Source organism: Petrimonas sp. (genome assembly GCF_963921705.1).
Classification (GTDB): domain Bacteria; phylum Bacteroidota; class Bacteroidia; order Bacteroidales; family Dysgonomonadaceae; genus Petrimonas; species Petrimonas sulfuriphila.
Genome location: NZ_OY997410.1, coordinates 125,808 through 139,929 on the forward strand (window position 1 = coordinate 125,808; position 14,122 = coordinate 139,929).

The following is a 14,122-nucleotide window of genomic DNA, read 5'->3' on the forward strand; positions in this document are numbered from 1 at the left end:
TTTATGGAAGAAAAAATAACGTCACAAACCCTCCCAAATAGCGCTTCGGATGAGATTGATTTAAGAGACATCACCATTCGACTCTGGAAGAAACGCAAATTTATATTGATGATAACCGGAGTGTTTTTGCTGTTAGGGATTTTTATCGCTTTTACTTCGCCAGTGAAATATACCGCAGAGAGTGTTATTCTTCCGCAAAGTAACAGACAAAACTCTATAGGGAATCTAGGAAGTCTAGCCTCTATTGTTGGTGTAAACATGGGGACTACAGTTATGACGGAAGGGAGTATTTCCACGGCAATTTATCCCCAAATACTTAACAGCTTGCCTTTTGTACGGGAAATTATGAGAACACCTATCGTAGTAGAAAAATCTAACGGTAAAGAAATAACATTGTATGAATATTATACCCATAAAGAATATAAAGAGACCAATATTTTAGGCGTTGTAAAAAAATACACCATCGGATTACTAGGTACCCTTGTATCGACTTTTCCGGCATCGAAGAATTCACAAGAAACAAATATTAATAAAGACATAACTCCTGACAGCACTGGTATTGTACAAATCACTCATCAAGAACAGGCAGTGTTCAATGTCATAAGAGGTTCCATTCAGTATGAATACAACGCAAAAGAGGGGGTTATCAAGTTGGGTTATACTTTCCCCGAACCGTTTGCTGCGGCTCAGGTAAGCGAACAATTGCATAAGTCGCTTGAAAAATACGTAATAAACTACAAAACAGAAAAAGTACAGGAAAACCTAGCTTTTGTTGAACAAAGTTATGCAGAAGCCCGAAAAGACTTTTTAAATAAACAAGCCAACCTTGCCGCTTTCCAAGATGCCAATAGGGGATTAATAACTGCAACCGGAAGAACAACCGAGACCCGCCTAAGAAGCGAGTATGACATAGCCTTTACTATTTATAATGAACTATCCAAACAACTTGAACAGGTTCAACTAAGTATGAAAGAGGAAAAACCTATTTTAACGGTAATAAACCCTGTTATTGTTCCTTTAAAAAAGAGCGCCCCTAACAAAACGAAAATCCTGGTTATCTTTTTCTTATTAGGACTTACTGTTTCCACAGGTTGGATATTGGTTAAACCTTTTATTAAAAATATCCAGAAGGAGGCGAATAAAACTTCTGATGATAAAGGGCAGGATAACTTATAAAAGATGAGGTTACCTATGTAAAGATACACTACGAAAAGCGGATATGTAGATAATTGACAAAACAGAAGGAGAGATTAAAAACTTCTTTTTGTGTAGATAAAAATCCACCTATGAAGCACGTACTTATCCCCATGATGACATTTAGTCATGTAAATATCGATAAATAGTGCACACGTCACACAATCTTCAATACTCTTTTTTACATGGTGTTAAAAGGATAAACGTATTCTCACAGAAAAAATATTCACTTCTGTTTTATAGCTGATTTCTCCAATCTGCTCATATCATTTGATGCCTCTCATCTTCGATCTATTGAAAAAGCATACGTTATGAAAGGATTTAAGGAGAATTGAAGAATAAAGATAATGTCAATATTTTAATTTATATCAATAAGTTAGATTACGCCTTGGAGTAAACCAAGGTAAAATACAAGTCTCCTCAGTTTTACTTTTCAATGTTCCAATAAGGTAGGTATATAGTTTTTTATTGTAAATTTGTATATTAAAAAAATTCATACTATTATATTAAAACAGGTAGCTAGTGGCTCTGGATAAAATTAGTCGAAGAGTTAAAGACATGATAAATCACCTAATTAATTAAACAATATTCTTGAAAGAAACAGCCCCTACATCGACCTCATTGCAGAATAGCAAGCGAATAGCAAAGAATACGCTAATGCTCTATTTTAGGCAGATACTGATTTTATTGGTGAGCCTTTACACTGTTCGTGTTGTTCTGGACGTCTTAGGTGTTGAAGATTATGGAATCTTCAACGTTGTTGCTGGTATAGTTACACTATTTTCATTTATGAGTGGAACAATGGCTTCAGCTACACAACGTTTCTTTTCGTTTGCTTTAGGTCAGAAGGATACAGAGCAATTAAAAAAGATATTTTCTGTAAATATTGTTATTTATGCTGGTATCGCTATAACTGCTTTACTTCTATTGGAAACTATTGGATTATGGTTTGTAAGTGAAAAACTAGTGGTTCCTGCTGATAGATTTGAAGCAGCTCGTTTTATATATCACTTTGCAGTACTCTCGTTTACTTTATCAATTCTCACTTCTCCATTCATGGCGATAATTATTGCTCAAGAAGACATGCAAATCTACGCATATGTATCAATTATAGAAGCTATTTTAAAACTAGGCGCCGTTATTTTGCTAATTTATATTGATGTAGATAAATTAAAATTATACGGAGTTTTACTTTTTTTTGTTTCGATAATTAATGCAGGCATTTATATTTCTATAGCATTGCGTAAATATGACGAGTGTCAATTTAGGAAGTTTTATTGGGATAAACATTTAATGCAAGAGATTGTAGGTTTTACAGGTTGGACACTTTTCGGACAACTCACAACAGTGGCAAGAAATCAAACAGTAACCATCCTTATAAACCAAGTTTTTAATCCTATAGTAGTTGCCTCGCGTGTGATAGCAATGAGTATTAGCAATCATATTGGTGTTTTCGCCAATAATTTCAATACTAGCCTTTATCCGCCTATCATTAAATCATATTCGGGTAATAACAAAAAAGAAATGTTTTCTCTCATCTTTAACGGGTCAAAACTGACTTTTTTTCTAATGTGGATAACTGCTCTACCATTGCTTATAGAATTGGAAATGATTCTAAATATCTGGTTAAAAGATGTACCCCCCGAGGCAATCCTGTTTACTCAACTAAGTATTATTGAATCTTTAATTGTTTCTTTTAGTTTACCAATTGCAACTGCTGCACGTGCCCCAGGAAAAATGAAAACCTATGAATTAATTTTGGGAATAATTCAATTGTCTATTTTCTTTGTATCTTGGATAATATTAAAAATGGGTTACCCTGCTTATTCAGTATTTTTGGTAGCTATAATAGCAAACATCGTGATGCTATTTGTTCGATTATTTATAGTAAGTAAACTAATAAATTTATCAAAAAGGCTTTTCATGTTAAAAGTTTTTTTCCCTTCCATGGGAATTATACTTTTATCTGGAATACCGTCTTTTTTACTTCAGGAATTATTACCAGAAGGACTGATTTATTCCATCATTATAATAATATTTAGTATAATAATTAGTTCAATTGCTATGTATTATATTGGGTTAGACAAGAATTGGCGGAAAAAAATCCGCTATTATTTAAAAATCAAGACTTAGTATTTTTTTAAAACTGTCAAAAAATGAAAATCCTAGTATTGGGTGGTACAGGTGCTATGGGAACCCATTTACTTAATTTGTTAGGGAATACAGATAATGAAATTGTTGTTACTTCACGTATCAAGCGGCAATCTTCAAAAAATATTAAATATCTAGTAGGCAATGCAAAGGATGATGTTTTACTTAAAGAGATTTTACAAGAACATTGGGACGTAATAATTGATTTCATGTTATATACGACCAGAGAATTTACAGAAAGAGTAAAGTTTTTTTTAGATTTTGCCTCGCAATACATCTTTTTAAGTTCTGCCCGTGTCTATGCCGATTCAAAGGAGCCTATCAAAGAAACCTCACCTAGACTTCTCGATACCTCAATGGACGAAGAATTTCTATCTACTGATGAATACTCTTTAGCTAAAGCTAGACAAGAGAATATACTGAAAAGTACAGGAAAAAGGAATTGGACGATAATCAGGCCATACATAACCTACAGCTCACAAAGGCTTCAACTAGGTGTTATGGAAAAAGAAAGTTGGCTATATAGAGCATTAAATCACAGAACAATTGTATTTTCTAAAGATATTAATTCAAGATTAACGACAATGACCTATGGATTAAATGTAGCTAAAGGAATAGTCTCCATCATTGGTAATTATGATGCTTTAGGAGAAATATTTCATATTACTTCTGACAAATCTTTGAGATGGAGTGATGTTCTAGAGATTTATTTAAATGGTTTAGAAGAGTATTTAGGATTTAGACCGAAGGTCATGCTGGACAACATAAACAACTTGCACACTTCTCATCTTGCAGAATATCAGACAAAGTACGATAGGCTCTTTGACCGTAGTTTCGATAACTCAAAAATATCCAAATATGTTAATATTGAAGATTTCCTTACAGCCGAGGAAGGGTTAAAAAAATGTTTAGAAGAGTTTTTGAAACGTCCAATATTTAAAAGCATCGATTGGCGTGCAGAAGCGCTAAGAGATCGTAAAACAAAAGACTTTACAAATTTAGTTGAAATTAGAGGTATTAAACAAAAAATTAAATACTTACTTTACAGGTTATTTATCAAATAATATGATTATATTATGTCAAAATATTACTCCGACGAGAAAAATGTTCAAATAATTGTAGCATTGCTTAAAAAGCATGGTATTAGAAAAGTTATTGCTTCCCCAGGAAGTGCAAATTCTCCTTTAGTGGCAAGTCTTCAACATGACTCTTATTTTGAGATTTACTCCTCTGTAGATGAACGCTCTGCCGCCTATATAGCATGTGGTTTAGCTGCTGAATCAAAAGAACCTGTAGTTATTAGTAGTACAGGAGCTACTGCTTCACGGAATTATATGCCTGGACTTACTGAAGCTTATTATCGTAAACTACCTATTCTTGCAATAACATCTACACGAAATGTTGCTTTAATAGGTAGTTTAACAGATCAGGTTATCGACAGAAGTATTATACCAAATGATATTGCACAAATTAGTGTTACTTTACCTATTATCAAAGATGAAAACGACATATGGGAATGTGAAATAAAAGTGAACTCAGCTATTCTTGCATTAACCCGTCATGGAGGTGGACCTGCACACATTAACCTACCAACAAATTATTTAGGTACCTATAATACTATAGAACTTCCTTTCGTTAGAATTATAAAACGTATTACTGAGAATGATGAGTTTCCAATAATTCCTAATAACGAGAAAATTGCTGTTTTTGTAGGATCCCACAAATTTTTCGACAAAAAACTCACAAATGCATTAGAGTTTTTTTGTGAGACTCACAATGCAGTTGTGCTTTGTGATCACACAAGTAATTATTATGGGAAATATAAAATTTTATTGCCAATCATAGCTTACCAAAGTATCTTTCAAGAGGATTTGAAGATTGGATTGTTAATTCATATCGGGGAAATTTCAAGTATCTCAGGTTATTTAATGAATCGAATGAAAAGTGTATGGCGACTCAGTGAAGATGGAGAAATAAGAGATACTTTTAGAAAACTCGAATATGTCTTTGAGATGCCTGAAGAGCATTTTTTTAATAAATATACCACCGAACATAAAAAAAACCATCAAATTGATCTCTCATATTTTGATGCTTGGAACAAAAAAGAAAAAGAATTATCTGAAAAGATCCCAAATCTTCCATTCTCCAATATATGGATTGCCCAAGAAATAGCGTACCGCATCCCTAAGCATTCCACTATTCACTTTGCAATATTGAATAGTCTTCGATCTTGGAATTTTTTTAGTTTACCTGAATCTGTAATTTCAAATTCTAATGTGGGAGGATTCGGAATAGATGGATCCCTTTCAAGCATTATCGGAGCTTCTCTTACAAACAAAACCAAACTCTTTTACTGTGTAATTGGAGACTTGGCGTTCTTCTATGACATGAATGCTCTTGGAAATAGACATATAGGAAATAATCTTAGATTATTGATCATCAATAATGGAAAAGGAACCGAGTTTAGATTATTTCTGCATCGTAAAGGCACAGCACAATTTGAGGAAAAAGCTGATAAATATATATCTGCAGCTGGACACTTTGGTAATAAATCAAGGACTTTGTTGAGAAATTATGCTGAAGATTTAAATTTCACATATATGACTGCAGCAAATAAAGATGAGTTTGCGAAAGTAATTGACAAGTTTGTGAATCCAAATATTCAAGAAAAGTCTATTATTTTTGAGGTCTTTACAGATAGCGTCGATGAAAATACTGCCATTGAAGAATTAACAAATTTAGAACTACCCCCAACTTCTTTCAAAATGAAAATGAAACAAAAAACAAAAGATGTTCTAGGAGAGAAAAATATAAATTTACTAAAAAGAATCATTAAATAATTTTCAGAATGTTAAATGTGGTAATTATCAATCAGCCATTGCGAAATCGTGGCGATGAGGCTGCACATCGTAGTTTAATGCGTACACTAATTAACTATTTTCCTAACACATATTTTTCCGTTTTATTTTCGTGTGAAGACCCATATGCTATTAATGAATTCATAGTTAAATCTGATAGGATTTCATATAAAAACATATCCTGTTCCAGTTATAACGACATTGTAAAACGCTGGTCACTAAGGATCGGCTGCATATTTTTATCTCAGCTACACCCTACAATTAGAGAATATGCACGTATTATAAAAAAATCTGATCTTGTAATTTGTGCTCCGGGAGGAATTTGTATGGGAAGTTTCCAAAATTGGAATCATATTTTTAATCTTTCTCTAGCAAAGTATTTTAGAAAACCACTGGTCTATTATTCTCGCTCATTTGGACCATTTCCTATTAAGACCAAATGGAATAGAGTTTTCCAAAAAATAAGCTACAAGTTGTTGGATAATTTTGATTTTTTGTCTATTCGAGATAAAAAAACTATGACGTTAGCTGATCAATTAGGTGTGTCATATTTACCATCGATTGATACAGCATTTTTAGATAACCCCAATGCCGAAATACCTCCTGAGATTCTACAAACTATAGGTTGTAATAAGTTTGTTGTTTTTGTACCCAACTCTCTCACTTGGCATCCTACATACAAGACCATCAATCAATTAAAAATTGATTCTTTTTACCTCAAAGTTCTTAATTTTTTATCAAAAAGTTACCCCCAAGTAATCATGCTTCCGCAGCTTTCCTTGACAAGTAACTCTGATTACCAATATTTCAAAAACTTGTTATCGAAAACAAATCTCTCTAACGTTTCAATTATCAAAGATATTTATAGCTCTGATATTCAACAAAAAATTATTTCGATGGCGAATTGTGTTGTTGGGGCAAGATATCACTCAATTGTTTTCGCAATTAACAATAGTGTTCCCTTTGTTTCACTATCTTATGAACACAAGATGACAGGATTATTGAATCTGTTTGATTTAGAAGTACGAGAAATTATTTTGTCTGGTATTGGAACTGAGAACTTTAATGAAGAAAATAAGTTGAATGAATTAAAAAATATATTAGAAACCCCATACTCAAACGCTAGAGAAATACAAGCTAAAGCTCATCAAATAGCAGTTAGTACATTTGTAGAGCTAAAAAATAAATTTTCCTAACCAAGCCTATAAAAATTTCTATTGATTATCAAATTCTATCTGAATAGTTCTATGACAAACTGTATTGTGATCCCTGTTTATAAATCAACACTTACATCATCCGAGAGAATTTCTTTACTACAATGTTTTAAAATTTTGAGAGAACACCCAATCTTTCTAGTAGCACCTAATGGCCTAAATCTTACTGAGTACAAAAAAATATTAGGTAATGATATTATAGTTGAGTTCTTTGATGAATATTACTTTATTGGCATATCAGGTTACAATAAATTAATGCTAACGAAGGACTTTTACCTACGTTTCTCGGCCTTTAAGTATTTACTGATATATCAACTAGATTGTTATGTATTCAGAGATGAGCTTAATGACTGGTGTGAATTAAATTACGACTATATTGGAGCTCCCTGGATTGACACTTCTATTCACAATTTAAATATATTTCGCAAACTATTCTATTTTGTAAAAAGAAAGATAAAAAGAATTCTATCAAAAAATCTGTTAAATGATAAAAGTATATTAACCAACAACGTAGGTAATGGAGGATTCTCTTTAAGAAAAACAGATAAGTTCATTTCAGTTCTAAATGAAACAGATGACACCTATATTAAAAAATTCACTGAAAGTAATGATCCTAAATCGCTGTTTAATGAAGATGTGTTTTGGAGCTTTATTGCAAAAAAAATAAAAAAACCTCATTTTAAAGAAGCCTGTAAATTCTCTTTGGATCTAGGAGCCGATATAGGAATCAGGTTAAATAATAATAAGCTACCATTTGGCTGTCATGCATGGAACAAAAAATATTATTACTGGGAAAAATATATAGTATAATGATTAATCTTTATAAAATCTAATGAGAATATTATTTGTTCATTCAGAACCAGACTATCTTAGAGATAATCCTTATGTCTATTCTCTCGTAAAAGGACTTAAGAGTCAAGGTTGCACTATAGATTGTAGTTTAGAGCAATTCTGGAGTAATTATGATGAGTATGACATTTTTCATTTTCAATGGCCGGAGTCGATTTTCAATTGGGAACCTGTCACAAATGAAGATGTTGAAAAGCTAGCTATTCATTTATCAAGGTTACTAAATAAAAAAAAGAAAATTGTTTATACTCGCCATAATATCGTACCACATTATTCAACCAATGAATATAAAGAAAAACTCTATAAACTACTTGAACGAGAAAGTGATGTCATTTTGCACATGGGAGTATATAGTTTAACTCAACTAAAATCCCAAATAACAGATAGAGATACAAGGCATTTCATTGTGCCTCATCATACATATGACGAGATTTATACTTCAATAATTGATAAGGAATCTGCACGGAAAAGACTTAAAATCAAAAATGATAAATTTGTTTTTCTTTGTTTCGGTGCTTTTAGGAATAAAGAAGAGAGGAAAATGGTATATAAAAGTTTTTCTAAACTAAAATACCCGAAGAAACTCCTAGTTGCTCCTAGATTTTTCAAATATAAAATAAATATAAAGCATCCTCGGGCCTTAATTAAAGGGATAATAGAGCGTTTAAATTATTTCAGTTTATCTAATGACAAGAGCCTATCAGCTAAATTTATTGATAATCAAATGCTACCGTATTATTTCTCATCTGCCGATGTTATTTTTATCCAAAGATGTCAAATTTTAAATTCCGGCAACATACCTATGGCTTTTCATTTTTGTAAGACTGTCATTGGAGCAAACACAGGTAATGTAGGAGAATTATTAAAAAAAAGCGATAATATAGTATTCAATCCATCAGATTTTTCATCAATTGTAGATGCAATGGAAAGAAGCATGGAGAAAGTAAATTCCGGACAAGGGACAAGGAATAAAGAATATGCTAAAAAGTATTTAAACACGAAGGAAATAGCAAGACAGATTAAGCAAATATACATTTCAATCCTTGAATGAGAGGGAAATTGTCATATTAATTTAATACCTTTGCAACTCTGAATAATGGAATTAATTAACATAGCTGTAGTTATTTGAGATGAATAAAAAGGGGTATATTTCTTATTCGATCATAGTTCCTCATAAAAATACACCTGAATTACTTAAACGTTGTATAGATTCTATACCTAAAAGAGACGATGTACAGATAATAATAGTTGATGACAATAGCGATGCTTCTATTGTTGATTTTTCTAACTTTCCAGGTCAGGAACATCCACTTACAGAAGTTTACTTTACAAAAGAAAATAGAGGGGCTGGCTTTGCCCGAAACTTTGGTTTAATGAAAGCTAGAGGACGATGGTTAATATTTGCAGATTCGGACGATTTTTTCAATGATTGTTTGAATCAGAAAATGAATGAGTACTTAAACTCAACTGCTGATATTATTTTTTTTCAATCGAACTCTGTTGTGTCTGATACAATGAATAGAATAGAAAGCCGGGGTAAAGAATACAATGCCTGGCTTCAGGAATCAAAAAAAAGAGATATTGTATTAGATGAAGTTAGATACAAAATTAATCCTCCGTGGAGTAAATTTTATTCAACGAACCTTGTAAGGGAGCATGGCATAAAGTTTGATGAAGTTTTAGTAGCTAACGATGTTATGTTTTCTACTAAATGTGGGTTTGCAGCAAAAAAAATAATTATTGATTTATCCTATTTATATTGTTCAACAGTTAGGCAAGGATCACTAGATTTAACAAATATCGACGCATATGTTTGGACACGTTTTGAAATTGCTTTAAATCATTTTGTTTTTCTCAAAAAAATAAAAAAGGAAAAATATCGAATGAATATATTTAACTCTATTAATATGATAAGAAAGCTAAACAACTGGACCTCTCTTAAAGATTCTTTTATAAATGCATATCATGAAATGGGGTTAATTAATATTACACTTGATTTTTTTGAAATTCTAAAACATAAAATAAAAAAGTAATTTTATATGAAAAAAACAATCTTAAGAATTATGTTGATATTTATCTTAACGACTAGTCTTTATTCCTGTGGTTCCATCTTCGAATTTCCTGAAGAAAAAATAATTAATATTAGTGATAATACGAACTGGAAAATTATTTGGGAAGACAATTTCGATAAAGATACCATCGATTACAATTTTTGGTCAAAAACTCCACGAAGTAAAGCACTCTGGGCCAAACACATGACTAATAACGACACTTGTTATGAGGTTAAAGATGGTATATTAATATTACGAGGGGTTGTAAATAATTTTATAAAGAATGACCCATCTCCCTACTTGACTGGTGGTATTGAAACTATAAAAAAGAAAAATATTACATATGGTAAAGTTGAAATAAAAGCAAAAATGAACAAAGTAGATACAGCTTGGCCGGCAATTTGGATGAAAACAGAAGATAGAACCTGGCTCGGAGAAATAGATATTATGGAAACATTTGACAATTATGACAAGGAGAATCTTATTAGCCAAACTGTACACTCGCATTATACAATTAATTTAGGTCTTAAGAGCAGCCCTAACCACACAGGGGTTAATATGGTTAATGACAAATCCGAATACAATATTTACGGAGTTATCATCAATGAGAAAGAGGTTTTATTTTATGTGAATAACAAAATCACATTTACATATCCTAAAACAAGCACTGAGGAAGACGGACAATATCCCTATGGAGATCCTAAATTTTTAATTCTGAGTATGCAATTAGGACATACAATGGAAGGGAGGGCCCCAAGCATAAAGGAACTGCAACCTGAAATGCACGTTGACTGGGTGCGTTTTTATGAAAAAATCGATAAAACACTACCGGATTACTAACCTATTAACCAACTACTCATTGTCAAAATTAATCCGACATGCCTAAAGTTTCAATAATTGTTCCTGTTTATAATGTTGAAAAATATATTTCCACGTGTATCGACAGTATTATTAATCAGACTTTTACTGATTTTGAAATATTGGTAGTTGACGATGGGTCCCCTGATAAAAGTATTGAAAAAATAAAAAAATATGAGGATAGCAGGATTATAATTTTAAGGAAGGATAACGGAGGACTATCTGACGCAAGAAACTATGGTTTGGAAAGAGCTTCAGGTAAGTATATTCTTTTTGTAGATAGTGATGATTGGGTTGAGGCAGACTTACTGAAAGATTGTGTTGAGATATTAGATAATAATACTGAACTCGATTTAATTATAATGGGATATATAAAAGACTATGAGGACATATCTGGGACCGTTATAAGATCAATAAATGTTCTTCCTGAAAAGAATATATTTTCTGTTCGAGAAAAAAATTTGAATATAGACTCTCATCTGATAGATTTGATGGGGTATTCAGTTAATAAACTATACAGAAACAATCTACTTAAGAGAGATAATTTAAAATTTCCTCAAGGAATAACTTTGGTTGAAGATGCCATTTTTAATTTTACAGTATTTCAAAAAGTTAATTTTATTTTTTTCTTGGATAAAGCATATTATCATTATCGAATTAAACCCATTAAAACGTTAATGACAACATTTAGAAATGATCCTTTTGAACTAATCCTAATGAAAACAAAAGCACTTGAGAGTCTTGTCAGCTCTTGGAATATGCCAAATGCAATAATGAAGAAAGCTTTATCTATTAGTCTAACAAATGGTTTAATCTATTGTTTTAATAATATATTAGTTTTTAAAAATTCTTTATGTAATAAGCAAAAAAAAGAATACATTGATTCAATGTTGAATCACCCTCTAGTTAAAGAATGGGTAAAATACTATCCCGCAATTTCTGTCAAAGAAAAGATCTTAAAGTTTTTAATTCAAAAAAATTCTTTCTCTTTGATAAAATTCTTTTTTAGTACTAGACAAAATATAATAAGATAGTATTTTACAAAAAAATGAAACAGATTTAAATGCTAGAGAGCCAAACTACATTATTATATTGATCAAACAGAGTCATCATCTTATTAGTATACTGGTTGTAAATTAGATATAACTTTAATAATAGTTTCTCCGAATAAATAATGTTTACTGATACTTTATATCGCTTTTAAAAAAGATTGACTAATCATATGAACCTAAGTAGCAAATAGGCAACTCTTTAATTGATTTTAAACTAAATGTCTTTTTCTTTGTCAACTTTATAAAATTTACATTATGAAAAAAAACTGGAAAATAATTTTTGTTGTGTTTTCTGTGACAATATTATCTGTGTCTGCACAAGAAAAAGATCTTAAGGATTTTAAAGTTTTTAATGCATTATTGTTCAAAGAAACACCAGATTTAACTGAATATGGTTTTTCTAAAATAAATATGATTTATGAGGATGGGGTGATCTCTACTAATTATCACAAAAAGAAAGGTGAGTTTACGTGGAGATTTGTAGATCCTCAAAAAATCCTCAAACAATCAAGCAGATCAAGAAAAAATTCAGATATTCCCACAGTACTAGACGTTGAATATTGGGGTCATTTATTATATGCTCGTAAAACAAAAAAAGAAGCCGAGGAGGTGTTTCTCCAGTTGATCAGTTCATACAGAGCAAACGATCCAAATTCATTGGTGTCGGTTTTTCATTATGGAGCTATTTCTGAGAGAATATATAATTCTTCCAATGTTGTATATCCGTGTTACTATACACATGGCACAAATCGCAACGAGTGGATAGCAATGGTCAAGAATGGAATTACAGAAATAAAAAAGAGAAATAAAAAAATGCCTATCTATGTCTTCATTTGGCCTCAATACAATCCTATCCCCAGCAAACATGATTTAGGATACAAATTTGTAGAACCAGATTTTTGGAGACTTCAATTAGAAACACTTTATCCCTTATGTGATGGAGTAATAATATGGTCACATTATATGGATGAAAACAATAAAAACATAAAATTCAACAAGGATATGCCATGGTTTCAGGAAACTCTAAAATTTATAAATAAGTACAATATAAAATAATCAAATTATTTTTTCAAGAATTTGCTTCATGTATCATGTGTTTTTCTTTATATTACTTTTTTCCTCAACATACGAATTTTTTTCCAAATCCAAGAATAGGTTGGGAGTTATCTTATTTTTGCTTTTACTAGCGTTTGTAACGCTAAGATACGGGCAAGGGTCGGATTACTTCAGTTATATTTATTTATTCACTAGTTCAGCAGATACTTTTGAAACATATATTAAAACTCATGATTTAAGCTACATTACTCAAGAAATCGGATTTTCGGCGATATCTTATTTCTGGATAAAAATATTACACCTATCGCCTGAAACGCTTTCAGCTCTATTCTCATCAGTCTCTTTTTTTTTCGTATGGCTATTTATTAAGAAATACAGTGCAAAACCAATAACTAGTTTATTCTTTTTTTATTGTACTTTTTTTCTGATTTACCCTTTCAGCGCTATTAGACAAGGTGTTTGCTTAGCAATATTTATTTATTATCTAATTCCCTTACTACAAAACAAAAAATATATAAAATATTATTTGCTAAGTCTACTTTTATTCACAATACATTATTCTAGTATTATTCTTTTTATAATTCCACTTGTCACTCTCGTAAAGAAATACAATCTTTCTCAAGTGTTTCTTGTTTCATTTATTACTTTTGTTATAGGAATTTTAGTTTATAAATTTCTGTTTTCATTCTTTTCAGCTCTGGATATAATTGGGAGTAAAGTAGAAGCTTATACTACTAACAATTCTCTAGATATCTTAAGTTTATTATTGAGAACTATTATTTTTATTCCTATAATACTGAATTATAAATTATATGAGAGAAATTCTTTAAGAGATCTAT

11 protein-coding genes are annotated in these 14,122 nt (G+C 31.1%); all 11 read left to right on the plus strand.

What is annotated here, in order from left to right:
- Nucleotides 1–3 precede the first annotated feature (3 nt).
- The 11 genes from AACM02_RS00495 to AACM02_RS00545 all read left to right on the plus strand — a co-directional run bounded on the left by AACM02_RS00495 (nt 4) and on the right by AACM02_RS00545 (nt 13,283).
- Nucleotides 4–1,176, plus strand: a complete 1,173-nt coding sequence (locus AACM02_RS00495) for a Wzz/FepE/Etk N-terminal domain-containing protein (protein ID WP_339115736.1) — start codon at nt 4–6, stop codon at nt 1,174–1,176.
- A 609-nt stretch (nt 1,177–1,785) separates the two neighbouring features.
- Nucleotides 1,786–3,327, plus strand: coding sequence for a polysaccharide biosynthesis protein (locus tag AACM02_RS00500; protein ID WP_339115737.1), 1,542 nt, complete (start codon nt 1,786–1,788; stop codon nt 3,325–3,327).
- Between the two features lie 23 nt (nt 3,328–3,350).
- Nucleotides 3,351–4,409, plus strand: a complete 1,059-nt coding sequence (locus tag AACM02_RS00505; RefSeq protein ID WP_339115738.1) for an NAD-dependent epimerase/dehydratase family protein — start codon at nt 3,351–3,353, stop codon at nt 4,407–4,409.
- A gap of 12 nt (nt 4,410–4,421) precedes the next feature.
- Nucleotides 4,422–6,185: a thiamine pyrophosphate-binding protein gene (locus AACM02_RS00510; RefSeq protein WP_339115739.1), complete on the plus strand. Its 1,764-nt coding sequence runs from the start codon at nt 4,422–4,424 to the stop codon at nt 6,183–6,185.
- An 8-nt stretch (nt 6,186–6,193) separates the two neighbouring features.
- A complete protein-coding gene (locus tag AACM02_RS00515; protein ID WP_339115740.1) occupies nt 6,194–7,399 on the plus strand; it encodes a polysaccharide pyruvyl transferase family protein in 1,206 nt (401 codons plus the stop codon).
- Between the two features lie 135 nt (nt 7,400–7,534).
- The gene (locus AACM02_RS00520) at nt 7,535–8,227 is read left to right on the plus strand and encodes a DUF5672 family protein (protein ID WP_339115741.1); all 693 of its coding nucleotides are present in this window, start codon (nt 7,535–7,537) and stop codon (nt 8,225–8,227) included.
- Nucleotides 8,228–8,249: 22 nt separating this feature from the next.
- Complete coding sequence (locus AACM02_RS00525) at nt 8,250–9,317, plus strand: hypothetical protein (RefSeq protein WP_339115742.1); 1,068 nt, start codon at nt 8,250–8,252, stop codon at nt 9,315–9,317.
- Between the two features lie 79 nt (nt 9,318–9,396).
- Nucleotides 9,397–10,299, plus strand: a complete 903-nt coding sequence (locus AACM02_RS00530; RefSeq protein WP_339115743.1) for a glycosyltransferase family 2 protein — start codon at nt 9,397–9,399, stop codon at nt 10,297–10,299.
- 6 nt (nt 10,300–10,305) lie between these two features.
- Entirely contained in the window at nt 10,306–11,157 is an 852-nt protein-coding gene (locus AACM02_RS00535; RefSeq protein WP_339115744.1) for a glycoside hydrolase family 16 protein, read from the plus strand.
- A gap of 38 nt (nt 11,158–11,195) precedes the next feature.
- Nucleotides 11,196–12,209 carry a glycosyltransferase family A protein gene (locus AACM02_RS00540; RefSeq protein WP_339115745.1) on the plus strand — a complete coding sequence of 338 codons (1,014 nt, stop codon included), beginning with the start codon at nt 11,196–11,198 and terminating at the stop codon, nt 12,207–12,209.
- Between the two features lie 273 nt (nt 12,210–12,482).
- Nucleotides 12,483–13,283, plus strand: coding sequence for a hypothetical protein (locus tag AACM02_RS00545; RefSeq protein ID WP_339115746.1), 801 nt, complete (start codon nt 12,483–12,485; stop codon nt 13,281–13,283).
- The last annotated feature ends 839 nt before the right edge of the window (nt 13,284–14,122 follow it).

What these genes read in the sequence shown, in the direction of transcription:
- AACM02_RS00495 (WP_339115736.1), top strand. Translation starts at nt 4, where the DNA reads ATGGAAGAAAAAATAACGTCACAAACCCTCCCAAATAGCGCTTCGGAT.
- AACM02_RS00505 (WP_339115738.1), top strand. Translation starts at nt 3,351, where the DNA reads ATGAAAATCCTAGTATTGGGTGGTACAGGTGCTATGGGAACCCATTTA.
- AACM02_RS00510 (WP_339115739.1), top strand. Translation starts at nt 4,422, where the DNA reads ATGTCAAAATATTACTCCGACGAGAAAAATGTTCAAATAATTGTAGCA.
- AACM02_RS00515 (WP_339115740.1), top strand. Translation starts at nt 6,194, where the DNA reads ATGTTAAATGTGGTAATTATCAATCAGCCATTGCGAAATCGTGGCGAT.
- AACM02_RS00525 (WP_339115742.1), top strand. Translation starts at nt 8,250, where the DNA reads ATGAGAATATTATTTGTTCATTCAGAACCAGACTATCTTAGAGATAAT.
- AACM02_RS00530 (WP_339115743.1), top strand. Translation starts at nt 9,397, where the DNA reads ATGAATAAAAAGGGGTATATTTCTTATTCGATCATAGTTCCTCATAAA.
- AACM02_RS00535 (WP_339115744.1), top strand. Translation starts at nt 10,306, where the DNA reads ATGAAAAAAACAATCTTAAGAATTATGTTGATATTTATCTTAACGACT.
- AACM02_RS00540 (WP_339115745.1), top strand. Translation starts at nt 11,196, where the DNA reads ATGCCTAAAGTTTCAATAATTGTTCCTGTTTATAATGTTGAAAAATAT.
- AACM02_RS00545 (WP_339115746.1), top strand. Translation starts at nt 12,483, where the DNA reads ATGAAAAAAAACTGGAAAATAATTTTTGTTGTGTTTTCTGTGACAATA.